This is a genomic window from Limnohabitans sp., from assembly GCF_040401495.1.
Taxonomy (GTDB): Bacteria; Pseudomonadota; Gammaproteobacteria; order Burkholderiales; family Burkholderiaceae_C; genus Limnohabitans.
Window position 1 is genome coordinate 1 of the sequence record NZ_JBBAOI010000016.1, and the last position, 21,120, is coordinate 21,120.

27 protein-coding genes are annotated in these 21,120 nt (G+C 54.0%); 12 read left to right on the forward strand and 15 right to left on the reverse strand.

Features of this window, described 5'->3' with window-relative positions; translation table 11 throughout:
- Nucleotides 1-85: 85 nt before the first annotated feature.
- On the reverse strand, nucleotides 86-1,162 hold the full coding sequence (gene earP / locus AC9UEO_RS09980) for an elongation factor P maturation arginine rhamnosyltransferase EarP (protein ID WP_509532668.1): 1,077 nt from the start codon (nucleotides 1,160-1,162) through the stop codon (nucleotides 86-88).
- 33 nt (nucleotides 1,163-1,195) lie between these two features.
- Here earP and AC9UEO_RS09985 point away from each other — a divergent pair, with 33 nt between their 5' ends.
- Nucleotides 1,196-1,456, forward strand: a complete 261-nt coding sequence (locus AC9UEO_RS09985) for a DUF423 domain-containing protein (protein ID WP_509532671.1) — start codon at nucleotides 1,196-1,198, stop codon at nucleotides 1,454-1,456.
- Here AC9UEO_RS09985 and AC9UEO_RS09990 read toward each other — a convergent pair whose 3' ends face one another.
- The gene (locus tag AC9UEO_RS09990; RefSeq protein ID WP_509532674.1) at nucleotides 1,457-1,723 is read right to left on the reverse strand and encodes a hypothetical protein; all 267 of its coding nucleotides are present in this window, start codon (nucleotides 1,721-1,723) and stop codon (nucleotides 1,457-1,459) included. It abuts the gene before it with no gap.
- Nucleotides 1,724-1,823: 100 nt separating this feature from the next.
- Between AC9UEO_RS09990 and AC9UEO_RS09995 the strand changes: the two genes are divergently transcribed.
- The 3 genes from AC9UEO_RS09995 to AC9UEO_RS10005 are packed head-to-tail and all read left to right on the forward strand — an operon-like array spanning nucleotide 1,824 to nucleotide 3,535.
- Nucleotides 1,824-2,117: a DUF1330 domain-containing protein gene (locus AC9UEO_RS09995; RefSeq protein ID WP_509532676.1), complete on the forward strand. Its 294-nt coding sequence runs from the start codon at nucleotides 1,824-1,826 to the stop codon at nucleotides 2,115-2,117.
- A 2-nt stretch (nucleotides 2,118-2,119) separates the two neighbouring features.
- Nucleotides 2,120-3,322 (forward strand): pyridoxal phosphate-dependent aminotransferase, encoded by a 1,203-nt coding sequence (locus AC9UEO_RS10000; protein ID WP_509532679.1) that lies wholly within the window; start codon nucleotides 2,120-2,122, stop codon nucleotides 3,320-3,322.
- Between the two features lie 9 nt (nucleotides 3,323-3,331).
- Nucleotides 3,332-3,535, forward strand: coding sequence for a hypothetical protein (locus tag AC9UEO_RS10005; protein WP_509532682.1), 204 nt, complete (start codon nucleotides 3,332-3,334; stop codon nucleotides 3,533-3,535).
- On the opposite strand, the gene AC9UEO_RS10010 is transcribed toward AC9UEO_RS10005, so the two are convergent.
- Together AC9UEO_RS10010 and AC9UEO_RS10015 are read right to left on the reverse strand one after the other, a co-directional pair.
- Nucleotides 3,528-4,022, reverse strand: a complete 495-nt coding sequence (locus AC9UEO_RS10010; RefSeq protein WP_509532685.1) for a CvpA family protein — start codon at nucleotides 4,020-4,022, stop codon at nucleotides 3,528-3,530. The genes AC9UEO_RS10005 and AC9UEO_RS10010 overlap by 8 nt on opposite strands.
- A 100-nt stretch (nucleotides 4,023-4,122) precedes the next feature.
- Nucleotides 4,123-4,926, reverse strand: a complete 804-nt coding sequence (locus tag AC9UEO_RS10015) for a hypothetical protein (protein ID WP_509532687.1) — start codon at nucleotides 4,924-4,926, stop codon at nucleotides 4,123-4,125.
- A gap of 171 nt (nucleotides 4,927-5,097) precedes the next feature.
- Between AC9UEO_RS10015 and AC9UEO_RS10020 the strand changes: the two genes are divergently transcribed.
- The gene (locus AC9UEO_RS10020) at nucleotides 5,098-5,934 is read left to right on the forward strand and encodes an alpha/beta hydrolase (RefSeq protein WP_509532690.1); all 837 of its coding nucleotides are present in this window, start codon (nucleotides 5,098-5,100) and stop codon (nucleotides 5,932-5,934) included.
- Nucleotide 5,935: 1 nt separating this feature from the next.
- On the opposite strand, the gene AC9UEO_RS10025 is transcribed toward AC9UEO_RS10020, so the two are convergent.
- The 8 genes from AC9UEO_RS10025 to AC9UEO_RS10060 form a co-directional block, all read right to left on the reverse strand.
- Entirely contained in the window at nucleotides 5,936-6,907 is a 972-nt protein-coding gene (locus AC9UEO_RS10025; protein WP_509532693.1) for an NAD-dependent epimerase/dehydratase family protein, read from the reverse strand.
- A 21-nt stretch (nucleotides 6,908-6,928) separates the two neighbouring features.
- Nucleotides 6,929-8,566, reverse strand: a complete 1,638-nt coding sequence (locus tag AC9UEO_RS10030) for an acyl-CoA synthetase (protein ID WP_509532696.1) — start codon at nucleotides 8,564-8,566, stop codon at nucleotides 6,929-6,931.
- A 15-nt stretch (nucleotides 8,567-8,581) separates the two neighbouring features.
- Nucleotides 8,582-9,460, reverse strand: coding sequence for a crotonase/enoyl-CoA hydratase family protein (locus AC9UEO_RS10035; RefSeq protein ID WP_509532699.1), 879 nt, complete (start codon nucleotides 9,458-9,460; stop codon nucleotides 8,582-8,584).
- A gap of 12 nt (nucleotides 9,461-9,472) precedes the next feature.
- The gene (locus tag AC9UEO_RS10040; protein ID WP_509532701.1) at nucleotides 9,473-10,519 is read right to left on the reverse strand and encodes an NAD(P)-dependent alcohol dehydrogenase; all 1,047 of its coding nucleotides are present in this window, start codon (nucleotides 10,517-10,519) and stop codon (nucleotides 9,473-9,475) included.
- A gap of 61 nt (nucleotides 10,520-10,580) precedes the next feature.
- A complete protein-coding gene (locus AC9UEO_RS10045; RefSeq protein WP_509532704.1) occupies nucleotides 10,581-12,308 on the reverse strand; it encodes a SulP family inorganic anion transporter in 1,728 nt (575 codons plus the stop codon).
- Entirely contained in the window at nucleotides 12,305-12,751 is a 447-nt protein-coding gene (locus AC9UEO_RS10050; RefSeq protein ID WP_509532707.1) for a DUF6691 family protein, read from the reverse strand. The genes AC9UEO_RS10045 and AC9UEO_RS10050 overlap by 4 nt, the downstream gene beginning before the upstream one ends.
- 5 nt (nucleotides 12,752-12,756) lie before the next feature.
- Complete coding sequence (locus tag AC9UEO_RS10055; protein WP_509532709.1) at nucleotides 12,757-13,200, reverse strand: YeeE/YedE family protein; 444 nt, start codon at nucleotides 13,198-13,200, stop codon at nucleotides 12,757-12,759.
- The gene (locus AC9UEO_RS10060; RefSeq protein WP_509532711.1) at nucleotides 13,197-13,526 is read right to left on the reverse strand and encodes an ArsR/SmtB family transcription factor; all 330 of its coding nucleotides are present in this window, start codon (nucleotides 13,524-13,526) and stop codon (nucleotides 13,197-13,199) included. Before AC9UEO_RS10060 ends, AC9UEO_RS10055 begins: the two co-directional genes overlap by 4 nt.
- Before the next feature lie 101 nt (nucleotides 13,527-13,627).
- Here AC9UEO_RS10060 and AC9UEO_RS10065 point away from each other — a divergent pair, with 101 nt between their 5' ends.
- The 3 genes from AC9UEO_RS10065 to AC9UEO_RS10075 are packed head-to-tail and all read left to right on the forward strand — an operon-like array spanning nucleotide 13,628 to nucleotide 14,895.
- On the forward strand, nucleotides 13,628-14,503 hold the full coding sequence (locus tag AC9UEO_RS10065; protein WP_509532714.1) for an MBL fold metallo-hydrolase: 876 nt from the start codon (nucleotides 13,628-13,630) through the stop codon (nucleotides 14,501-14,503).
- A 13-nt stretch (nucleotides 14,504-14,516) separates the two neighbouring features.
- The gene (locus AC9UEO_RS10070; protein WP_509532717.1) at nucleotides 14,517-14,654 is read left to right on the forward strand and encodes a thioredoxin family protein; all 138 of its coding nucleotides are present in this window, start codon (nucleotides 14,517-14,519) and stop codon (nucleotides 14,652-14,654) included.
- A 28-nt stretch (nucleotides 14,655-14,682) separates the two neighbouring features.
- Nucleotides 14,683-14,895, forward strand: a complete 213-nt coding sequence (locus tag AC9UEO_RS10075; protein WP_509532719.1) for a YgaP family membrane protein — start codon at nucleotides 14,683-14,685, stop codon at nucleotides 14,893-14,895.
- 59 nt (nucleotides 14,896-14,954) lie between these two features.
- Here the strand turns inward: AC9UEO_RS10075 and AC9UEO_RS10080 are convergent, their stop codons facing one another.
- Complete coding sequence (locus AC9UEO_RS10080; RefSeq protein ID WP_509532722.1) at nucleotides 14,955-15,350, reverse strand: type II toxin-antitoxin system VapC family toxin; 396 nt, start codon at nucleotides 15,348-15,350, stop codon at nucleotides 14,955-14,957.
- Nucleotides 15,347-15,622 (reverse strand): YlcI/YnfO family protein, encoded by a 276-nt coding sequence (locus AC9UEO_RS10085; protein WP_509532725.1) that lies wholly within the window; start codon nucleotides 15,620-15,622, stop codon nucleotides 15,347-15,349. Before AC9UEO_RS10085 ends, AC9UEO_RS10080 begins: the two co-directional genes overlap by 4 nt.
- 121 nt (nucleotides 15,623-15,743) lie before the next feature.
- Here AC9UEO_RS10085 and AC9UEO_RS10090 point away from each other — a divergent pair, with 121 nt between their 5' ends.
- The gene (locus AC9UEO_RS10090) at nucleotides 15,744-16,922 is read left to right on the forward strand and encodes an acetyl-CoA C-acetyltransferase (RefSeq protein ID WP_509532728.1); all 1,179 of its coding nucleotides are present in this window, start codon (nucleotides 15,744-15,746) and stop codon (nucleotides 16,920-16,922) included.
- Between the two features lie 19 nt (nucleotides 16,923-16,941).
- Here AC9UEO_RS10090 and AC9UEO_RS10095 read toward each other — a convergent pair whose 3' ends face one another.
- The gene (locus tag AC9UEO_RS10095) at nucleotides 16,942-17,304 is read right to left on the reverse strand and encodes a hypothetical protein (RefSeq protein WP_509532731.1); all 363 of its coding nucleotides are present in this window, start codon (nucleotides 17,302-17,304) and stop codon (nucleotides 16,942-16,944) included.
- Here AC9UEO_RS10095 and AC9UEO_RS10100 point away from each other — a divergent pair.
- The 3 genes from AC9UEO_RS10100 to AC9UEO_RS10110 are packed head-to-tail and all read left to right on the forward strand — an operon-like array spanning nucleotide 17,303 to nucleotide 21,091.
- Nucleotides 17,303-18,997: an N-acyl-D-amino-acid deacylase family protein gene (locus AC9UEO_RS10100; protein ID WP_509532734.1), complete on the forward strand. Its 1,695-nt coding sequence runs from the start codon at nucleotides 17,303-17,305 to the stop codon at nucleotides 18,995-18,997. The genes AC9UEO_RS10095 and AC9UEO_RS10100 overlap by 2 nt on opposite strands.
- Nucleotides 18,998-19,007: 10 nt before the next feature.
- Nucleotides 19,008-19,697: a response regulator transcription factor gene (locus AC9UEO_RS10105; protein WP_509532736.1), complete on the forward strand. Its 690-nt coding sequence runs from the start codon at nucleotides 19,008-19,010 to the stop codon at nucleotides 19,695-19,697.
- 23 nt (nucleotides 19,698-19,720) lie between these two features.
- On the forward strand, nucleotides 19,721-21,091 hold the full coding sequence (locus AC9UEO_RS10110) for a sensor histidine kinase (RefSeq protein WP_509532739.1): 1,371 nt from the start codon (nucleotides 19,721-19,723) through the stop codon (nucleotides 21,089-21,091).
- The last annotated feature ends 29 nt before the right edge of the window (nucleotides 21,092-21,120 follow it).

Below are 21,120 nucleotides of genomic sequence, written 5' to 3' on the forward strand. Positions count from 1 at the left end.
GGGTCTTTGCCGTGCATGATGACGTTGCCGGCGCGAATTTCTTGAGCTATTTTCATAAAGGTAGGGGCTTGGAAAAGCAGTTATTTTAGCCGTGCGCCGCTGCAAAGCTTTCTAAGCGCGTTAGCAAGTCGGTTTGACCTGCTAAACGCCCTCTTAAAGCACATACCCAATGGGTCCATACCTGCAAGACCTCAGGGTTTAAAACGGGTAAGGGTGTGGCTTGGTCTGCATTCCACGCCAAGTGGGCTTGCACCACCACGGGAGGCGCATGGGTGGCATCTAAAAAGGCCTGCAGCTTAGTGATATGTGCCCCGTCGTCTTGCGGGTAAATTTGCCAGAGAAATGCTTTGCCTGCCCAAATGGCACGCACCAAAGAATCTTCACCACGTACTAAATTCAAGTCTTGCTTACTCAGCATGTCGTCAAACGCTGCATGTGAAAGATAGGGCAAGGCAGTGACTTCAAGCGTGGGATGGTGTTCCTGTTGTTGCAGGGCGCGACGCACCGCTTGTGCGGCGCGGCCTGCGGTCACGCTCAGCTGCACCGCTTGAGGCAGTTGGGTTAACTGCTCGAGCCACAGCGCCATGCTGGCGGGTTCGTAACAAAACAGGCTGATGCGCAAGGGCTGCAAGCTGTTGTGTGAAGTTGGCTTTGGTGCATGGCTTGTCGTAGAAAGAGGAATGCCGCGCAGCAAGCCGCCGCTGTGCACATCCAGCCCAGGGTAGAAAAACCATTTGGTCATACCCTTGGCCGGACCGCTCATGATGGGCGAGGGCAGACCGTGGTTACGTACTGAGACAGCTTCGGCGCTGAAATACTCCAAGTTGATCCACACAGAGGGCTTGGTTTGGCTTGCCATGGCTGCCTGCACATGCAGTGGCAATTCGCAGCCAAAGGCCTCGATCACCACATCGGGCGGCACCATCGGGTTGTATGCGCCAGCCTCTGTAGGCCAAGGCTTGACGCTCACACCCTTGCAGCCAACAGGTGCCATCCACGCCAAGGCACTGGCGTCGTCCACATACAGCGTGATATGTTTGCCCTTATTTGCCAACTGGGATGCAAGCCGCCAGCACATGCCAAGGTCGCCATGGTTATCCACTACCCTGCAAAAGATTGCCCAATGATGTAATGGGCGAGATGTTGTCATGTCAAAAATCATAACCCTCTCTACCTTCTGCTTTGCATTCCTTTTATGAAAAACGCTAGCCGTGTTCTGTTTGTTGTCGCCTGCGTGATTTCCGCGGCATCGGTATTGTTGGCCGCCTATGTGGCGCACATGGGCGAGGCGCTCAGCCCATCGGCTTTAAAGTCCCTGCAGTCGGCTTTGCAAATGCAGCAAATCCATGCATTGGCCTTGGCGGGGGTTTGTGCATTGGCGCTGCTGCACCTGCCAAGCTATGTCGCTGGATGGCTAGCCTTGGCGGCATGGGCTTGGCGGTTTAGATTGAACTGATCAGGGCTTGTCTTCTAAGCGCACACTGGGCACTTCACGCACCTCGGCTTCAATGATGTCCTCATCTGATCTGCGACCACGCATCTGTTGTGCTGCTTGCTTTTGCCATTGACGGTAAGTGCTGAATATCACCGCCATTTGCGGTTTTTGCCCCGTGATCAACCAGCGCAGCAGGCCTAGCAGCAGGCCCAGCAAGGACAACAGCAACACCACTGACAGCAGCACGATGGCGAAAAATAGAAAAATGATTTTGACCAGCCAGTTCATGCTTTTATTCTCGCCGAGAACTTGGGGTCTACCCTGAGGGAGTTTGGCTCTAAACTCTAAGCCACTCTTTCTCTTGCCGTATTCTTTCAAGGACTTCATCATGCCTAAAGCCTATTTGTTAAGCGTCTACCAAGAAATCAAAGACACCGACGCTGTCGCCGCCTACGCCAAGTTGGCGCTACCCGCCATACAAGCGGCAGGAGGGACTTTTTTGGCCCGTGGCATGCCAGCCGCTGTGAAAGAAAACGGCAAGATGGAGCGCACCGTGCTCATCGAATTTGCTGACCTTGCCACTGCGATGGCGGTGTATGACAGCCCCGGCTACCAAGAGGCCTTGGTCGCTTTGGGCAAAAACGCTGTGGTGCGGGACATGCGCATCATCGAAGGCGTCTGAGCATGGCCGCTTTGAGTCAACGTGCCCAAAGCTTGGGTACAGAAAATGCCTTTGTGGTGTTGGCCGAGGTCAACAAGCTGATTCGTGAAGGGCGCAACATCATTTCGTTTTGCATAGGTCAACCCGACTTTGCAACACCCCAACACATTCAAGATGCAGGCATCGCGGCCATCCAACAAGGCAAGCATGGCTACACGCCTTCGGCAGGCATTCCCGAGTTGCGCCAAGCCGCAGCAGACTATTTTTCACGCACCCGTGGCATTCAGGTGCACGCCGACGACGTGGTGGTGGGTGCCGGTGCAAAACCTTTCATTGGCTACACCATTCAGTCGGTGACTGACCACGGTGCGGGTGACGAGGTGATTTACCCCGTGCCGGGTTTCCCGATTTATGACTCGCAAATCAAGGCCAATGGCGCAGTGGGGGTGCCTATTTACCTGCGTGAATCGCGCAATTTTGGTTTTGATCCGCAAGAGCTGGCCGACAAAATCACACCCAAAACCAAGCTCTTGATTTTGAATTCACCGCAAAACCCGACAGGTGGCATCATTCCCAAAGCCGACCTTGAAGCAATTGCAGAAATATTGCGCAAGCATCCCCAAGTCTGGGTGTTCGCCGATGAAATTTATGGCCAGCTGGTCTATGACGGCGAGTTCAACTCCATCGCTTCTTTGCCTGGTATGCAAGAGCGCACCATCATCTCGGACGGTTGCTCTAAAACATGGGCCATGACAGGCTGGCGTTTGGGCTTTACCGCCAATAAAAAGTTGGCGCCGTATTTCACCAACTGGATCACCAACACCGAGTCGTGTGCCTCCCACATCACCCAGTGGGCGGGTGTGGCGGCGTTGAATGGCCCGCAAGACGATGCCCACCATATGCGTGAGGTGTTTTTGAAGCGTCGCAACCTGATTGTGAGTTTGCTCAACCAACTCCCTGGCGTGAAGTGCCAAAGCCCAGGCGGCGCTTTTTATGCATGGCCCAATGTCACCGAGGCTTGCCGTTTGACGCGTTGTGCAGACTCTGAGGAATTTCGCAAGCGTTTATTGCTAGAAGCCGGTGTTGCTGTGTTGGCAGACATTCACTTTGGCCCACGGGTGCCGGGCGACGGTCAGCACATTCGTTTCAGCTACGCGGCGTCTGATGAAGCCATTCATGCAGGTTTGCAACGCATGGGCGACTTCATCAGCAAAAACAGCGTTTAAAGCCTGTTCATGTTCTGCCAATTGGTGCCGATGTATCAGTGGTCAAGAGGTTCGCAAGGAACGTCTACCCACTTTGAAGGCACCAGCATGGGCTACCTGATTTCGTTTTTACTCGGCATATTTGTCGCCACCGTGGGGGTCAGCGGTGCGGCATCGGTGTTGGATAAAGCGGTGAAAACCACCCAGACTTATATGCAAGAGTCCGTCAAGTAGACGGATTGGCCTCGCTGGGTTTGACGCTGGACTTCATGTGATCCAGCAAAAAGCGCGTCACGCTTTCCTCTGCAGTGCCTTTCCACCAACTCGATTCTCGCCAAGCGGTGAGGTCAATCATGGCTGACACCAGCAGCAACACAAACACCCCTGACACCATGCCAAAGACGCCACCCAAGGTACGGTGCGCCGGTTGAGGTCCGCTGCGGGTAAACAATTGGCGGTGCAAGACCACCGCTTGATGGCCTAGTAACAAAGTAACGATCAAAGCGATGAGTGCGCCCATATCGTCACGCAGTGCCTCACCTGGGCCGCCAAGGGGTAACCAAGCGCCAATAGAGGGGCCAAGTTTCACGACCGCCACAAAGGCTGCGACAAAACCCAGCATAGACAAAGCCTGCGGTAACCAGCCTCGGTAGGCTCCAATAGCGATGGAACAAAGAATGGTTGTTAAAAACGCCCAATCTAACAAACTCAAGTCCCACATGGTTATTATTTTCAAAAAATAGATTAAAACGAACTACATCGTTACTAATCATCTTAAACGAAAACAATAATCGACTAAAAATTTATCAAAAACAACAAAATTAACGAATGATATTTTTCAGCAGCTTGTCGTTGTCCATGTTCATTGCCCCTTCAAAAGTCGTGGCAAATTGTTTGGCTGCCCGCATGAGCATTCGTGTGGGAACGCCGTGGGCATAGGAGATGGCGTGACGCGCAAAAAGAACAGGCCCCTTGGGGCTTTGGCGAATTTGGAATTTTTGGTGGCTGAATTTTTCATTCACATTGTTGCAAAACGCCTCAACAGTCGACAAAGGGGTGTCCACACTGGTGGAGAAACCTTGGCCAATGAAGATCAGTTGTTTGGTGTCGCCCGCCACCCTTGTCCAAAACGGGTAGAAAAAACCGCGCGAGCCGTAAACATCGCCATTTTTTTCTAACCTGGCATCTGTGCGGTTGGCGTTGTAGAGGTCGCACACCAATTGGTTGCTCACCTCAAAAGTTTTCCATACCTTGATGTTTTCGTCAGCCATTTGGGCGCGCGATTCTTCAAACATCTCAAGCAACTTGGCTGACAGAACAGGTATTTGAGATTTGAGGTAGCCGCCCGAGCGCAAAGAGGTTTGCAAAGTAATTTGCAGCTCATCAAATTGGGGTGCCTTGATTTGAATAGCGGAGGGGGACGTTTGGGAAAAAGATTCCCTGTAATAGCGCTCAGGCTTGGGCATGAAAAAATCTTGGTACAGCTCGATATCTTTGACGAGCTTTTCTATGGTCATGCCAAAGAAAAAGTGGCGAAGGTCTTTTTGCTCCATAACGTTGTCATAAAACAATTTGATGGCATCGACCAACTTTTCTTTGTTGTCTGGCGTATCCATGAGTTGCATGCGGTAACTTTCTTCATTAATGACAGTTTTGTAATGATCGTGATTCTATTAAATTCGGAGCTCAAAAAACCTCTTTACACCTTCAGTATCGTCACGAAAAGGGGATGTTTGAATAATTATTTATTCTTTTTGTATCAGGTTTGATAAGGGTCAAAAATTCAGTGGTAGCTGTTGCGACAAGGCCAAAACGGCGAACTCAAGCGAGTATGCTTGTTACTAGCCATCCGTACATGGCGAGCTATTGCTTGGAAGTCCGCCAAGCCTGAAGACAAACCTGAGGAGCAATCCATTCCCAGCATAAATTCGCCCATTGTTTTGGTACATGGTGCTTGGCATGGAGCGTGGTGCTGGCGCAAGTTGGTTCCTTTGCTAATAGCGCAAGGTTTAGAGGTTTACACCCCCACCCAAACTGGTGTGGGTGAAAAGGCTGATTTGCTCTCCAAAGACATCAGTCTAGAGACATTCATCCAAGACATTACAGACTTCCTCACCGCGCATGACCTGCACAACGTGGTGCTGGTGGGGCACAGCTTTGCAGGCATCAGCATCAGCGGCGTGGCAGACCGAATGCCTGAGCGCATAAGCCAGTTGGTCTACCTTGATGCTTTGTTGCTGCAAAACGGTCAAAGCGTGTTTGACATTATTCCGCCAGAGATGGTGCAAGCCAGACGAGCCTTGGCCCAGCAGACCTCAGGGGGCGTCTCACTGCCAGCGCCTGAGCCTTCTGTCTTTGGGGTGACCGAGGCCGAAGACGCTCAATGGGTGAAAAGCCAATGCACACCTCATCCTTTGTCGACCTATGAAAGCAAGATGACCTTGACCCATGCCTTGGGCAATGGCTTGCCAGCCACTTATATCGCCGTCATCCCGCATTACTTGGCCACCACCGCCTCGCGCGAGTACGCCAAGACCCGAAGCGATTGGCAGTACTTAGAGATGGGCGCTGGCCACGATGCCATGGTGACCTCGCCCAAGGCGCTTTGCCGCCTCTTACAAGACTTGGCCTGACTCAAGCAATATTTGCCACGCTGATACGCTTGTCTTGAAGCAATTGGGCAAAGGCCTTGTAGGTGGCTTCTATGCCTTGGGCCAAGGGCATTTGGCCGTAGTCGCCAATGAATGCCTTTAATGGTTCATCCGATTTATTCATGGGAAACGCCAGCGGTTCGCCCTTAATACCTAGCTTGGCGTCAGGTGCGATGGTTTTCAAAATAGCCATGCCTTCTTCCACCGAGGCGTAAACACCGTTCAAGTCAAACACCGGCGCACCCACACGCTCTTTGGCTACGCTGCGAATGAAAGCGCTGGCAGCCTCAGCAGCGAACAACCATGACACATGGCCGCTGAAAGGAATGTCATAGGCTTGATGGGCGGCAGCGGCCAGCAAAGCCACGGTGGTTTTAGAGGTCATGCCTTGGTCACGGCCCACGCCGTACACCACGCCCGGGCGTATGCCCACGCTGTGAACGCCGTTTTCCTCTGAATACACCTTTGCGGTTTGTTCGTTGCAGTACTTGTAAGCACCGTAGAGCGTGGCCATCGCTGCGCCGTTTTCCAAGGCGCCGTAGGCCGCCACCGAGCTGGCATAGCTCAGGCGCTTGATGCCAGCATCCTTGGCGGCTTCAAACACATTCACCGTGCCCACCACATTCACCAAAGCACCACCCACGGGGTCAGCGCGGCAAAAAGGCACTTGCAGCGCCGCCAAATGGATGATGGCGCGGGCCTTGCTGTGCTGCACCGCGGCTTTGACTGCAGCGGTGTCGGCGATGTCGCCTTCGTACCAATGCACTTTCTTCAAATCTGCTTCGGACATCAGCAAAGCGGGGCGGCGGGTGTCGGCTTTCAAATCGAAAGCGGACACGGGCACACCTGCGTGGGTGAGCAGCGCCAATACCCAGCTGCCGATACAACCACCAGCACCCGTGACCAACACGGGGCCGTCAAATTCAGAGGCGGACAGGGGGAAGTGGTCAAGCATGGTTATCTCCAGTGGTGAGGCCTAAAGCGTTTTGGCTTTTTCTCTGAGTTGAAATTTTTGAATCTTGCCGGTGGATGTTTTGGGTATGGCTTCGAAGACAAATGTACGGGGAACTTTGTAGCCCGCCAGCAGCGTCTTGCAATGCGCTTGAAGTTGCTCGGCGTCGACGTCGTGTCCGTTGTGCAGTTCCACAAAAGCCAGCGGCGTTTCGCCCCATTTATCGTCAGGTTTGGCCACCACTGCACAGGCCAGCACCGCTGGGTGGCGGTACAGCGCATCTTCTACCTCAATGCTGCTGATGTTTTCGCCGCCCGAGATGATGATGTCTTTGTTGCGGTCTTTGATCTTCATGTAGCCGTGGGCATCGATCACGCCCAAGTCGCCGGAATGGAACCAGCCGCCTTCAAAGGCCTCTGCGGTGGCTCGTGGGTTTTTCAAATAGCCCTTCATGACGATATTGCCGCGAAACATGATTTCACCCATGGTTTGCCCATCAGCGGGCGTGTCAGCCAAACTTTGCGGGTCTTTCAAGGTCATTCCCTCTTGCAAGGGATAGCGCACACCTTGTCGCCCATTCAGCGTGGCTTGCTTGTCCAAGCTTTGGGCAGACCAATCGCTTCGCTTGACGCACACCGAGGCGGGGCCATAGACCTCGGTCAAACCATAAACGTGTGTGATATCGAACCCCAACTTGGCCATGCCCTCCAGCATGGAAGCAGGCGGGCTGGCACCCGCCACCATGCCTTTAACCCTGTGCGTTACTGCAGCTTGCAAATGCGCAGAGGCTTGTATCAACAGGTTGTGCACCACGGGGGCGGCGCAGTAATGGTCGACGTGGTGCTCCGCCATGGCTTGCAAGATCAAGGCGGCGTCGATTTTGCGCAAACACACATGCACACCGCCTAGCATGGCGATGGTCCAAGGAAAGCACCAGCCATTGCAATGAAACATCGGCAAGGTCCACAAATAGCGAGCGAAGTTGGGCATGTGCCAAGTCACTGCATTGCTGACTGCATTCAGGTAAGCGCCTCGGTGGTGGGTCACCACGCCCTTAGGGTCGCCGGTGGTACCCGAGGTGTAACTCACGGCAATCGCATCCCACTCGTCTTGCGGGGCGCTGAAGTGGGCTACAGGGGAGTGACTGGCTAACCAAGCTTCGTATTCCAATTCACCCAGACGCTCACCCGTGCCGGTGTACTCGCTGTCGTCCACATCGATCACCAGCACATCACGTTGGTATTGACCTCGAAGAATGCTCAACGCTTCCTTCATGGTGGCAGAGAACTCTCGGTCGGTGATGAGGATGCTGGCCTCGCAATGGTTCATCTGCCAAGCAATCAGCGCGGCGTCTAGCCGTGTATTGAGCGCATGTAACACTGCATTCACCGCTGGAACAGCATAGTGAGCCTCCAGCATCTCGGGTGTGTTGGAGAGCATCACGCTCACGGTGAAACCGCGTTGAATACCAACCGCCTGCAGCGCTGCGGCAAGACGGGCGCTGCGCTCACGCACCTGCGCCCAGTTGTAGCGGCGTTCGCCGTGAACTACAGCGCTCAAGTCGGGGTAAATCTCTGCGCTGCGCTCTAAAAAACTGACGGGGGAGAGGGCCGCGAAATTGGCCGAGGTTTTGTCCAGGTCTTGCTCATAAATAGAGGTCATGGGTGTGCGTTGGCTTTAAGACCACCAAGGGTAAAAGTCGGGCATATCGCTGGAGGCTTTGTCTGTAAAAACAGGAGCACGCTTTTCACGGAACGAAGCCACACCTTCTTTGCCACTGGTTTGGCTGGCGTAAAAGATGGCCAGTGAATCCACTTGGTGTGCTTTCAAGGGATGGTCAAGCGCAGCGTTACGGTAGAGCATCTGACGGGTCAAGGCAATGGCCACAGGGCTGTGTGCCACCATTTTTCGGGCTAATTTGTAGACTTCTTCAAGCAATGCGTCTGAAGGAACAACCGCCTTGACGAAGCCCGCAGAAAGCAGGGTGTCGGCGCTGTGGATGTCGCCGGTGTAGCACCACTCCAAGGCGGTTTGTAAACCCACCAAGCGTGGCAAAAACCAGCTCGAACAGGCTTCGGGCGTGATGCCAATTTTATTGAACACAAAACCCACACGGGCTTTGTCCGAGGCCAAACGTATGTCCATGGCGCAGGTCATGGTGGCGCCTATGCCGACCGCTGCGCCGTTGATAGCGCCGATGATGGGCTTTTTGCAATCGAACATGGCCAAGGTGACCTTGCCGCCCGAGTCCCGCACCCCGTCAACCATTTCGGGGTCATCAAGTTTGTCTTGCATGTCTTTGAGCGTGGGATGCAGGTGTTCATTCAAACCAAACACATTGCCCTCGATGCTCAAGTCCATGCCAGCGCAAAAAGCTTTACCCGCACCGGTGACCACAATCGCGGCAACCGTGTCGTCGTCGCTGGCGCGGTTGAAGGCGTGTATCAGTTCGTGCGACATCTCCACCGTGAACGCATTCATTTGCTCTGGGCGGTTCAGGGTGAGGGTGAGGACGTGCTCGGCTACCTCGTAGCGCAAGGTGGTGTAGTTGTTCATGGTGTGCAGGGTTTAGGCGAGGGTGGACATGTCAATCACAAAGCGGTATTTCACATCGCTTTGCTGCATTCGCTCATAGGCTTGGTTGATGCCGTTCATGGGAATCATCTCGATGTCAGAGACGATTTGGTGCTGGGCGCAAAAGTCCAGCATCTCTTGGGTTTCTTGGATGCCACCCACCAAAGACCCGGCAATGCTGCGTCTGCCCATGATGAGTGAACGTGCATTGAGTTCGGCGTTCATGCCAATCGTGCCGACGATGCACTGGGTGCCGTCCACCTTCAACAGCGGCAGGTAGACGTTGTAGTCGTGGTAGACCGGAATGGTGTTGAGCAAAAAATCAAACTGGTTGGCCATGGCTTGCATGGCGGCAGCGTCGTTGGACAGCAGCACCCCATCAGCACCCAAACGCAAGGCGTCTTGGGCCTTGTGGGCTGAGGTGGTGATCATGATGGTTTTCGCGCCCATGGCACGGGCAAACTTGATGCCCATGTGTCCCAAACCACCTAAGCCAATGACGCCCACCGTCATGCCTGCTTGTATGTTCCAGTGCTTGAGCGGCGAATAGGTGGTGATGCCAGCGCACAGCAAGGGCGCTGCTGCTGCGGGGTCGAGCTTGTCCGGCATACGCAGCACAAAATGCTCGTCGACCACGATGTTTTTGGAGTAACCGCCATAAGTGAAGCCGCCAGGGTCGACGCTTGCAGCGTTGTAGGTGCCAGTTACACCCTTGAGGCAGTACTGCTCTAAGTCGACAGCGCAAGAACTGCAGGTGTGACAGGAATTGACAAAACAACCCACCGCCACTTTTTGGCCAAGCTTGAATTTCTTCACCTGCGAACCTACGGCTTTGACGGTGCCCACAATTTCGTGACCAGGCACCAGCGGGTAGTTGCTGCGTCCCCAGTCGTTTTTGGCGAAATGCAAATCGGTGTGACAGACACCGCAAAACTCGATATCGATGGCCACATCTTGCGGACCCGTGGTGCGCCGCTCGATGTGGTGAGCCACCAGCGGTTGATCGGATGACAGGGCTGCAAAGCAAGAAGTATGTGCCAAGGTGTGGCCCCTTTAGAGTGAATTAGCTATAAAAAAATTATAGCCATCACCCCTTTGGGAGCTAGATCACCTCGGGTGTAAGGGCTTGAATCGCTTGGTAGTTGGTCAAAAACACCCGACCATGCAAGTGCTCTAAAAAGTGGGTGGTGCTCAGCTTGTCCATCACCGGCCCCTTGATTTCTGAGAAGTGCAGGGCTATCCCTGAGTCTTTCAAGCGGCTGGCAATCGCCTCCAAGCTCTCTAAGGCACTGGCGTCGATGTCGTTCACCGCCGAGCATTGCAGCAACACGTGTTGCAACTCGGGGCGGGTCGCCACCTCGGCGTTGATGCGGTCTTCAATGCCCCGGGCATTGGCGAAAAACATGCTGGCGTCCACCCGCAAACATACCAACTTGGGGCTGACCAACACTTCGTGGCGCAGCACATTGCGAAAATGCTCGGTGCCAGGCACCAAACCGACGGTGGCGATGTGCGGACGGCTGGCCCGCAACAAAAACAGCGCCAAAGACACCAACACGCCCAACACCAAACCGCTTTCCACACCCACCAGCAAGGTGGCCAGCAAGGTGGTGGCCACCGCCATGAAGTCGAGTTTGGAGAAGCGCCAGGTGGATTTCAAAATACTGAAGTCCACCAGCGACAAGACCGCCACGATGATGGTGGCCGCCAAGGTGACTTGGGGCAAATAAAACAAAGCGGGGGTTAAAAACAGCGAGGCCAAGGTGATGCCTACTGCGGTGAACACACCCGCCGCAGGGGTCACGGCACCGGCGTCAAAGTTGACCACCGAGCGGGCAAAACCGCCGGTGACGGGAAAGCCACCGGTGAAAGCGGCTGACAAATTGCTGGCACCCAAGGCCACCAACTCTTGGTCGGGCTCAATGCGCTGACGCCGTTTGGCGGCCAAGGTTTGGCCCACCGACACCGACTCCACAAACCCCATCACGCTGATCAGTAATGCTGGAACCAACAGCTCTTGCCAGAGTGCCAAGTCCCACAGCGGTGAGGTGAGGGGTGGCAAGCCTTGCGGCACCGTGCCCACCAACTTCATGCCTTGACCCTGCCAGTCGAGCGACCATGCCAAAACTGTTGTCAAAGCAATTGCCACCACGGGACCGGCTTTGGCCAGCACATCGGCGAGCTTTGGCTTCAAACCCGCTGAAATCAGCATAGGCTTCAAGCCCTTGCGCACCCAAAACAAAAATACGGTGACTGCAATGCCTACGGCCAAAGTCAACAGATGAATGTTCGATGCTTGGTGCAGCAGCGAAGACAACAGTTCGACAAAGTTATGGCCCTCGGCTTGCACGCCCATGAGGGTCTTGAGTTGGCTCAAAGCGATCAGCAAACCCGAGGCCGTTATAAAACCTGAGATGACGGGGTGGCTTAAAAAGTTCGCCAAGAAACCCAGCCGCAACAAACCCATCATCAGCAACATGCCGCCCGACAAAAACGCCAAGGTGATGGCCACTTGCCAATAAGCATGGGTGCCCGCCGCAGCGTGTTCGGCCACCGCAGCGGCGGTCATCAGCGACACCACGGCCACGGGGCCCACCGCTAACACGCGGCTGCTGCCCAGAACCGCATACAGCAGCAAAGGGGCGACGCTGGCGTACAAACCCACCTCGGGCGGCAGCCCCGCCAGCAAGGCATAAGCCAAGCTTTGTGGGATCAGCATGATGGTGACGATGAGGGCCGCCACCAAATCGCTGGTGAAAGTGTCGCGGTTGTAAGTTCGACCCCATGCCAGCAGAGGCACCGAGGGCAGCCAGCCAGAGCGGTGCGTCATTCTGTTGGTGAGTGGACGAAACGGTCCATCAACTCAAAGCCCAACATACCTACCAACATAGCAGCAACAAATATCAAGGCTTTAGGCTGACCATCGGCCATGGACACCAAAGCAGGTCCTGGGCAAAAACCGGCCCACCCCCAGCCGGCGCCAAACAGCAAACTACCCATCACCAAGGGCTTGTCAATCTGGCTGTTGGCGGGTAATCGCAACACGCCACCGAAAAAATGGGTGGTGCGTTTTTTGGCTACGCCAAAGGCGAAGAAACCGACCGCAATCGCCCCGCCCATGACCAGCGCCAAGGAGGGGTCCCAAACGCCAAACAGGTCAAGAAAACCAATGACTTTGCCGGGGTCGGTCATGCCCGAGAGCATCAGGCCTAGGCCAAACAAGAGGCCAACCAAAAATTCGCTGATGCGGTGAAATGTGTTGTTGTGAATCATGGGTGTCATCCTTGAAGAGCGTGACGCAAAACATAAACAATTAAAAAGCCGGCACCCATGAAGGACAGGGTGGCGACCAATGAGCGAGGGGAGAGGCGCGACAAACCGCACACGCCGTGGCCACTGGTACATCCCCCCGCGTAGCGGGTACCTATACCAACCAATAAACCTGCGCCAATGACGCTTAACACGCCAGCATCAATGCGCGGGGCCGTCACCCATTCAACTGGCATGACGGCGTGAAACACCGTGGGCGCAGCAAACAAACCCAGCAAAAAAGCAACGCGCCACCAGGTGTCTCCCACCTTGGGGGGCATGAGGCCGCCCATGATGGCGCTGATGCCCAAAATACGGCCGTTGAGCAAAATGAACATGGCCGAGGCCACGCCCAGCATCAGGCCGCCGACAAGCGACGCCCAAGGGGTGAAATACATCCAATCGATAGTCATGAGTTGTCTCCTGTAAGTGGCCCGCAAAATTGCTCGAATAAAACGTTCATCACCGCCAGCGCTTGGGGGCTGGCGATTTGGTAATAAATGCTTTTGCCGTCACGGCGGGTGGTCACCAGCTCTTCGTCACGCAAAACCGTGAGTTGCTGAGACAAGGTAGGCTGCACGATGCCCAAAATCTCTTCTAGCTCGCCCACCCGTTTTTCGCCTTGGGACAGCTGGCACAGCAGCATCAGGCGGTCGGGGTTGGAGAGTACTTTCATCATCTGACAGGCTTTGCCAGCCGATGCTTTCATTTTGTCGAGGTCTAAAGTAGAGGTGTCCATATACAGTTTTTCTGTTGTAGATCAAAAAGATGTGAAAAGTATATTGACAAACAATATATATGTCAATATATTATTTAGTATCTAACTGAAAAGGAATCTTGATGAGCACCGCTACTGTCAACCCGCTTGTTCACGGCATTTTTGACCCCGCCACCTGGACCGTCACCTATGTGGTTTACGAAAAGCCAGGCTCTGCTTGCGCCATCATCGACTCGGTGTTGGACTACGACCCCAAGTCGGGCCGCACCAGCCACAAGTCTGCTGACAAAGTTATCGATTTCGTCAAAGCCAACAATTTGAAGGTGGAGTGGATTTTGGAAACCCATGCCCATGCCGACCACTTGAGCGCCGCGCCTTACTTGAGGCAACATTTGGGCGGAAAAACCGCGATTGGCGACCACATCAGCGGCGTGCAAAAAGTCTTCAAGGGTATCTTCAACATGGAGGCCAGCTTCAAGTTGGACGGCTCACAGTTCGATCACCTGTTTGCCGACGGTGACGCCATCACCGTGGGCGCCCTGACTGGTCACACCCTGTATGTGCCTGGCCATACCCCTGCTTGCGTGGCCTACCAGTTTGGCGATGCGGTGTTTGTGGGCGACACCCTGTTCATGCCCGATGTGGGCACCGCACGCTGCGATTTCCCAGGTGGTGACGCCAAAACCTTGTACGCCTCTACCCGCAAAATTTTGAGCCTGCCTCCCTCCACCCGCTTATTTATGTGCCACGACTACCCACCGAACGACCGCCCCGTGAACTTCGAGACCACGGTGGCCGAGCAAAAGGCCAAGAACATCCATGTGCATGACGGCATCAGCGAAGCCCAGTTTGTGGAGATGCGCACCAAGCGTGACGCCACCTTGGAAATGCCTGAGCTCATCTTGCCCGCGGTGCAAATCAATATCCGCGCTGGTGAGTTGCCACCCAAGGAAGACAATGGCATTGCCTACGCCAAAATTCCTTTGAACGCTCTTTGAAGGCTCACATGTCATGAACACTCTGCATTTGATTCGAAGCATTCCGACTTTGGCGGTTTTTGCGGGTGGCCGCGAGATTGCCAGACAGCCTGGGGCGATGTCGGCCCCCGATGTGGCGCGTTGGGTCAGCGCTGCCTTGCTCAAGGCCTGAGACGACCCACAACCTTTAAGGAAACATCATGATTCAAAACGTTGGCGGCATCGACCGCATGCTTCGCATCGTCGCTGGTTTGGCACTGATCATTTTGGCGGCCATTGGCGTGCTGGGCCCATTTGCATGGCTGGGCATCATTCTGATGGCTACAGGGGTGTTTCGCCTTTGCATGATTTACTCATTGTTCGGTTTGAGCACCTGTGCCATCAAAACCAACCCCGATAACCCCGCTGAATAAGATAAAGCAACGACGCTCTTAGTCCCATCATGCAGGCACGGCTTTGACCTGCTGAGGAATCAGGGGCAAATCAGTTTGATTTTGGGGAAATAGGTTTTGTAGCGCCCCGCATCTCGGGTCAGCAGTTGGTAGCCATCGGCTTGGGCATGGGCACCAAGAAAAAAGTCGGGAAGTACGCCGGTTTTGGTGCCGCCGCGTTGGCGGTAAGCCCTGAACGCATGGGCTGCCAGTTGCGCGGCTGGCTTGGATAAATCCAGAACCTGTAAGTTCAACTGATCTAAAAAAACATCAATGTGCGGGCCAGCGGTGTCGTGGGTGTGTAGCTCGGCATAGACCACGAAATTGGTCACTACGGTTTGATTTTGGGCCTTGCTCAATGCCCTGAGCGACCAGTCCAGCCAAATGGGGTCGTTGTGTATGACATCGACCAACACATTGGTGTCCACCAAAATCACGGCTGATTCCAATCATCGCCACGCGTCATGCGCATGAGTTCATCCGTGCTCATGCCACCTTTGGCAATGCCAATGAATTGACGAATCGGATCATCAGGCGCCAAAAACGACAGATCCGCTTGCGGCGCTGGCTTGGCGTCTGTCGGCGTTTGCGCCGCGACCAAGTACTCGGCCAAGGCTTCTTGGACGACTTGCGATTTGGTAAGTTTGCGGACCGCGCAATACTGCGTTAAATCTCGCTCCATGGCTTCGGGGAGTCGAACTGACAGCATGATGGCTCCTTGTCATACATCCTGATTAAATTGTATGACACAAATTAATTTTCTTGGCTTTTGTGGCTTTGGTGTAAGTTTTTGGGTTCACACTCTGCGCCATTATTTAAGGAGACCAACCATGCAAGACATCGTGATCGTTTCAGCCGCCCGTACCGCCGTGGGCAAATTTGGCGGCAGTTTGGCCAAACTCAGCGCCACCGAACTCGGCGGCTTGATCATCAAAGATGTGGTGGCCCGCTCTGGCATTGACCCCGCATTGGTGGGCGAGGTCATCATGGGTCAGGTTTTGGCCGCCGGTGCAGGGCAAAACCCTGCTCGCCAAGCGCTGATGAAGGGCGGCATTCCCAAAGAGGTGCCAGGTCTCACCATCAACGCGGTATGCGGCTCGGGCCTTAAAGCCGTGATGCTGGCCGCCCAAGCGGTGGCTTGGGGCGACAGCGAGATCGTCATCGCGGGTGGCCAAGAAAACATGAGCGCTGCACCCCATGTGCTGCCCAATTCACGTGACGGCCAACGCATGGGTGACTGGAAGTTGATTGACAGCATGATCGTCGACGGCCTGTGGGATGTGTACAACCAGTACCACATGGGCATCACCGCTGAAAACGTGGCCAAGCAAAACAACATCAGCCGCGATATGCAAGATGCGCTGGCGCTGGCCAGCCAGCAAAAAGCCGCCGCTGCGCAAGCGGCTGGCAAGTTCAAAGACGAAATTACCCCAGTCTTGTTGCCCCAGAAAAAAGGCGATCCCGTGGTGTTTGCTACCGACGAATTCATTAACCTGACAACCAATGCCCAAGCCTTGGCGGGCTTGCGCCCAGCGTTTGACAAAGCAGGAACCGTTACCGCGGGTAATGCCTCGGGCCTCAACGACGGCGCGGCCGCCGTCATGGTCATGACCGCTGCCAAAGCCAAGGCTTTGGGTTTGACGCCTTTAGGTCGCATCGCCTCTTTTGCCACCACGGGCTTAGACCCCGCCACCATGGGCATGGGCCCTGTGCCAGCTTCACGCAAAGCGCTGGAGCGTGCGGGTTGGAAGGCCTCGGATGTGGATCTGTTTGAGTTAAACGAAGCCTTTGCAGCGCAAGCTTGTGCGGTGAATCAGGCTTTGGACATTGACCCCAAGCGGGTGAACGTGAATGGCGGCGCGATTGCCATTGGTCACCCCATAGGCGCATCTGGCTGCCGCATTTTGGTGACGCTGTTGCACGAGATGCAGCGCAGCGGCGCCAAAAAAGGCTTGGCCGCGCTGTGTATTGGCGGCGGCATGGGCGTGTCGCTGACGATAGAGCGCTAAGCCTTTAAGAACTGCCAGCTCAGCCCTGGCATTGCTTTTTGTAGTCAGCGACATCCTTGGGCAAGCTGCCCGACTCTGGCCTTGCGTCCAAGGATTCGCAGTTTTTAAAGACTTTTTTACAGTAATCCAGCTCTCGCATGGGGTTGCCAAATTCTTTGGCCAAGCAGGCTTGGTGCTTGGTCTCGCACTGGTTGGCCGCACGAATCGCGGTTTGTAGCTGGCTTTCCCATGCCTCACACTGCGCAGTATGGGCGGCAGCGGGCAGGCAAATACACGCTAGCATGCACATCAGTGGCATGAACCTAAGTGACTTCGCTTTCATGGCATCGCTTTCATAATGATGGGTTTTGTAAGTATTCAACTCAGATGTGATGATTTCCATGAAGCTTTCCCACCCAGTCGATTTGCTGATCCGCCAAGCTTTGGTGTTTGATGGTACCTTGAGCGAACCTCGGGTCCAAGACCTTGCCGTGCATGAAGGTCGCATTGTGGCGCTGGACGACCAGTTGCAAGCCCAAGCCGGCCAAACGATTGATGCCCAAGGTTTGGCATTGATGCCAGGCATCATCGACTCGCACACCCATTTCGATGCCCAGATCACTTGGGATTCTTATGTGCGCCCTTCACCCGCCATGGGCGTGACCACCGCCGTCATTGGCAACTGTGGCTTCACTATTGCGCCCTGTCGCCCGCAAGACCGTGAACTCACCATGCGCAACCTCACCCAGGTGGAAGGCATGTCGCTGGATGTGCTGCGCGATGGCATCGATTGGCGTTTTCAAACTTTCCCCGAGTACATGGCCATGCTCAAGCAAAAAGGGTGTGCCATCAATATTGCAGCTTATGTTGGTCACTCCTCGGTTCGTACTTGGGTCATGGGCGAGCAAGCTAACAAACGACAAGCCACACAGGAAGAAATTGACGCCATGGCCGACATCGTCAAAGAGGCCATGGCCGCTGGCGCCGTGGGCTTTGCCACCAGCACCAGCCCGGCGCACAACGGGGAGGGAGGTTTCCCCATGCCGTCGCGTTTGGCCAGTGATGAAGAAATGATGCAACTCACCCTTGCCATGGCTAGCCTTGGCCGTGGCGTCTACATGGTCACCAAGGGCGGGCAAATGCCCATGTCGTTTTTGCAGTCGCTCGCAAAAACCAGTGGCAGGCCAGTGATGGTGGCAGCTTTGCTGCACAACAGTACCAACCCCGACGCAGTGTTCAAGGACATGAACGCCATCGCCCAAGCCAATGCACAAGGCATAGACATGATTGGGCAGGTATCGTGCTGTCCTTTAACCATGGACTTCACCTTTGCCTCTGCCTACCCCGTCGAAGGCTTGGTGAGTTGGCGACCTGCCATGGGTTTGTCGCATGAGGCCCTGAAAGTAATATTGGCAGACAAGTTCTTTCGACAATCGGTCAAAGATGAGCTGTCCCAAACCGCCACTTTCCGCTTGTTCAACAACGAATGGGACAAGGTGCATGTGGTGCAGACCATACAAGCTGCCCACCAAGCCTATGAGCAGCACAGTGTTGCGCATTTGGCCCAGCGGTCGGGCCAAGACCCCTTGGATTTCGCGCTGGACTTGGCGCTGAAAGAAGACCTGCAAACCGTCTTCACTGCGCAGCTGCTCAACAGCGATACCGATGCGGTAGCTCGCTTGCTCAACCACCCGCACAGCTTGGTGTCACTCAGCGACGCGGGGGCGCATTTAACCTTCTTCAACGATGCAGGCTTTGGTTTGCACCTTTTAGGCCACTGGGCCAGAGACCTAGGGCTGATGTCGATGACGCAGGCTGTGCATAAACTGACTTCGCAACCAGCCAAGGTGCTTGGCTTGAAAGACCGTGGACTTTTGCAAGTGGGCTTTGCAGCAGACTTGTTGCTCTTTGACCCGACAACCGTAGGTCGTGGCCCCAAGCACCGCGTGTTTGATTTGCCTGGCGGTGCCGCCCGACTCAATACCTTGGCCTCAGGGGTACATGGGGTTTGGGTCAATGGACAACAGATCGCCGACCTGCAGGGCTTGAAAGAGCAGGCAACGCTTGCAGGCCAACTTTTGACGGAATTCAACTGAAACAAAGACCATGCGCATACTGCTGATTGAGGATGAACCCAAAATAGCCTCATTTATCTGTCAAGGGCTTCGTGCTTGCGGCATGGCAGTCGATCACATTGACAATGGTCTGCAAGGGCTAGAGGCCGTTCTTCAAGCGCAGCATGATTTGGTGGTGCTAGACATCATGTTGCCGGGCATGGACGGCTTTGAGTTATTGCAAAAAATCAGGCCCATGGGCATTGCAACGCCTGTGATTGTCTTGAGTGCCAAGACCGATTTGCCCGATCGCCTGCATGGCTTTGATTTGGGCGCAGATGATTATTTGGCCAAGCCTTTTTTTATCGAGGAACTGATTGCACGTATTCGCTCGCTATTGGGACGCAATGCAAGCCATAACGAGGACATTTTCAGCGTTGCAGGCATTACCCTCAATCGGTTGACACGAAAAGCCGATTGGCAAGACCAAAGCGCAGTGCTTAGCCAGCGTGAGTTCCTGTTACTTGACTACTTGATGCGCTCTCCTGGCTATATTTTTTCACGCAAACAAATATTGCAGCATGTTTGGAATTTCAATTTTGACCCGCAAACCAACGTGGTTGATGTGTGTGTTCAGCGCATTCGAAAAAAATTGATCTCTGAAAAAAATAACAAGTCAGTATTCCCTATTGAATCTATACGCGGCGTGGGCTATCGCATCAACCTTGAAGGCGTGGCGTGAGAAATTCATTCAGACTTCGGTTGATGCTCTTGTTCCTTGTCTGCATCTTGTTTGTCACCTTACTCAACCGTTACTTAAGCCAATATTTTGCAGCCCAATACCTGCACGAGCGTATTCAATCGGGCATGGTCAAGGTTTTGCAGCAATGCACTCAACTCCAAGCAACTAAAGATGATTTCAAACATTGCGCCGATGCGGCAAGGTCGCAATCTTGGATGGAGAGTTTGCCCACTACCTATATTTATTGCGAAAGTCCGTCTGCTGCAAGCAGCTTGTCTAACTTGTGTCAGCAAGCCCATGCAACACCTACGAAGTGGGAAGACATCCAAGGCAGCCCAGTCCCAGATTTTGAGTTTTCACTGATCACCTTGAATCAAGAGGAATGGACCGCGGTTAGGCAAACCTCAAGCCTTCGAATGCTTTTGGTGGAACAAGCAGTGGTCAAGAGGTCGACCAATGAGCTTTGGGGTATTCGCAACCGCGTCATGCAGTACGTATTTCCTGTCATTGCCTTGATGCTACTGGTGGTCAGTTGGTTGATGGCTTCTGTGCTGCTCAAGCCCATCAACAGTATCAAGCAGACCTTGCAGAAACTTTCATCTAAAAACCTCAATGAACCTTTGGAAGTCACGGCTGACTACAACGAGTTCAAAGCATTCACGGCAGTTTTTGAAGAATTGCGTGGACGCTTGCACAACAGTTTTTTGCAGTCACAGCGGTTTTCTGCCGACGCTTCCCATGAGTTACGTACCCCTTTAACTATTTTGCGAGGACATGTGGAGTTGGGCATTGCCGAACTTCCCAGTGGTTCGTCTGCGCAAATTCGCTTGCGCCTGATGGGCGAAGAAATTGAGCGCTTGATTGATATCACTGAAAAACTGCTTTTGCTCTCCCGTGCAGATTCAGACAGCTTGAAACTTGACACGACTCAAATTAATTTCAGCGATGTTATTTTCCAAATGGTGGAAGATGCCCAGCTTTTTCCATCCAACTTAAGCATCAAATCCCATATCGAACCCCAAATCCTTTGGCGCTGCGACAAAAACTTGGTCTACCAACTGATTCAAAACTTGTATGTCAATGCCGTCAACTACAACGTACCCAATGGGTGGATTGATTTTCAATTGAAGCGGCACAACGGATCTTTGGAATTTTCAATTTCCAACCCCACCCAAGAAGTGGTGAAAGACCTCACTGGACGCGCTTTTGAGCGTTTTTACCGAGGCGATTCATCGCATACACGCCAAGTCGATGGCCATGGCCTAGGCTTGAGCCTTTGTATTGAAATCATTCATTTGCACCATGGACGTATTTCAATGACAACAGAGCAGGGCAGTGTGGTGAAGGTGACCCTTACAGCCCCCCTGAATCCGTCGGATGTATGGTTTAGTTGACTTATTTGATGACGGGTATGTAGTTTTTC

What these genes read in the sequence shown, in the direction of transcription:
- AC9UEO_RS10050 (WP_509532707.1), bottom strand. Translation starts at nt 12,751, where the DNA reads ATGATTCACAACAACACATTTCACCGCATCAGCGAATTTTTGGTTGGC.
- AC9UEO_RS10075 (WP_509532719.1), top strand. Translation starts at nt 14,683, where the DNA reads ATGATTCAAAACGTTGGCGGCATCGACCGCATGCTTCGCATCGTCGCT.
- earP (WP_509532668.1), bottom strand. Translation starts at nt 1,162, where the DNA reads ATGATTTTTGACATGACAACATCTCGCCCATTACATCATTGGGCAATC.
- AC9UEO_RS10055 (WP_509532709.1), bottom strand. Translation starts at nt 13,200, where the DNA reads ATGACTATCGATTGGATGTATTTCACCCCTTGGGCGTCGCTTGTCGGC.
- AC9UEO_RS10030 (WP_509532696.1), bottom strand. Translation starts at nt 8,566, where the DNA reads ATGACCTCTATTTATGAGCAAGACCTGGACAAAACCTCGGCCAATTTC.
- AC9UEO_RS10065 (WP_509532714.1), top strand. Translation starts at nt 13,628, where the DNA reads ATGAGCACCGCTACTGTCAACCCGCTTGTTCACGGCATTTTTGACCCC.
- AC9UEO_RS10060 (WP_509532711.1), bottom strand. Translation starts at nt 13,526, where the DNA reads ATGGACACCTCTACTTTAGACCTCGACAAAATGAAAGCATCGGCTGGC.
- AC9UEO_RS10045 (WP_509532704.1), bottom strand. Translation starts at nt 12,308, where the DNA reads ATGACGCACCGCTCTGGCTGGCTGCCCTCGGTGCCTCTGCTGGCATGG.
- AC9UEO_RS10085 (WP_509532725.1), bottom strand. Translation starts at nt 15,622, where the DNA reads ATGCTGTCAGTTCGACTCCCCGAAGCCATGGAGCGAGATTTAACGCAG.
- AC9UEO_RS10015 (WP_509532687.1), bottom strand. Translation starts at nt 4,926, where the DNA reads ATGCAACTCATGGATACGCCAGACAACAAAGAAAAGTTGGTCGATGCC.
- AC9UEO_RS10070 (WP_509532717.1), top strand. Translation starts at nt 14,517, where the DNA reads ATGAACACTCTGCATTTGATTCGAAGCATTCCGACTTTGGCGGTTTTT.
- AC9UEO_RS10035 (WP_509532699.1), bottom strand. Translation starts at nt 9,460, where the DNA reads ATGAACAACTACACCACCTTGCGCTACGAGGTAGCCGAGCACGTCCTC.
- AC9UEO_RS10000 (WP_509532679.1), top strand. Translation starts at nt 2,120, where the DNA reads ATGGCCGCTTTGAGTCAACGTGCCCAAAGCTTGGGTACAGAAAATGCC.
- AC9UEO_RS10025 (WP_509532693.1), bottom strand. Translation starts at nt 6,907, where the DNA reads ATGCTTGACCACTTCCCCCTGTCCGCCTCTGAATTTGACGGCCCCGTG.
- AC9UEO_RS10100 (WP_509532734.1), top strand. Translation starts at nt 17,303, where the DNA reads ATGAAGCTTTCCCACCCAGTCGATTTGCTGATCCGCCAAGCTTTGGTG.
- AC9UEO_RS10095 (WP_509532731.1), bottom strand. Translation starts at nt 17,304, where the DNA reads ATGGAAATCATCACATCTGAGTTGAATACTTACAAAACCCATCATTAT.
- AC9UEO_RS09985 (WP_509532671.1), top strand. Translation starts at nt 1,196, where the DNA reads ATGAAAAACGCTAGCCGTGTTCTGTTTGTTGTCGCCTGCGTGATTTCC.
- AC9UEO_RS09995 (WP_509532676.1), top strand. Translation starts at nt 1,824, where the DNA reads ATGCCTAAAGCCTATTTGTTAAGCGTCTACCAAGAAATCAAAGACACC.
- AC9UEO_RS10010 (WP_509532685.1), bottom strand. Translation starts at nt 4,022, where the DNA reads ATGTGGGACTTGAGTTTGTTAGATTGGGCGTTTTTAACAACCATTCTT.
- AC9UEO_RS10110 (WP_509532739.1), top strand. Translation starts at nt 19,721, where the DNA reads ATGCTCTTGTTCCTTGTCTGCATCTTGTTTGTCACCTTACTCAACCGT.
- AC9UEO_RS10090 (WP_509532728.1), top strand. Translation starts at nt 15,744, where the DNA reads ATGCAAGACATCGTGATCGTTTCAGCCGCCCGTACCGCCGTGGGCAAA.
- AC9UEO_RS10105 (WP_509532736.1), top strand. Translation starts at nt 19,008, where the DNA reads ATGCGCATACTGCTGATTGAGGATGAACCCAAAATAGCCTCATTTATC.
- AC9UEO_RS09990 (WP_509532674.1), bottom strand. Translation starts at nt 1,723, where the DNA reads ATGAACTGGCTGGTCAAAATCATTTTTCTATTTTTCGCCATCGTGCTG.
- AC9UEO_RS10005 (WP_509532682.1), top strand. Translation starts at nt 3,332, where the DNA reads ATGTTCTGCCAATTGGTGCCGATGTATCAGTGGTCAAGAGGTTCGCAA.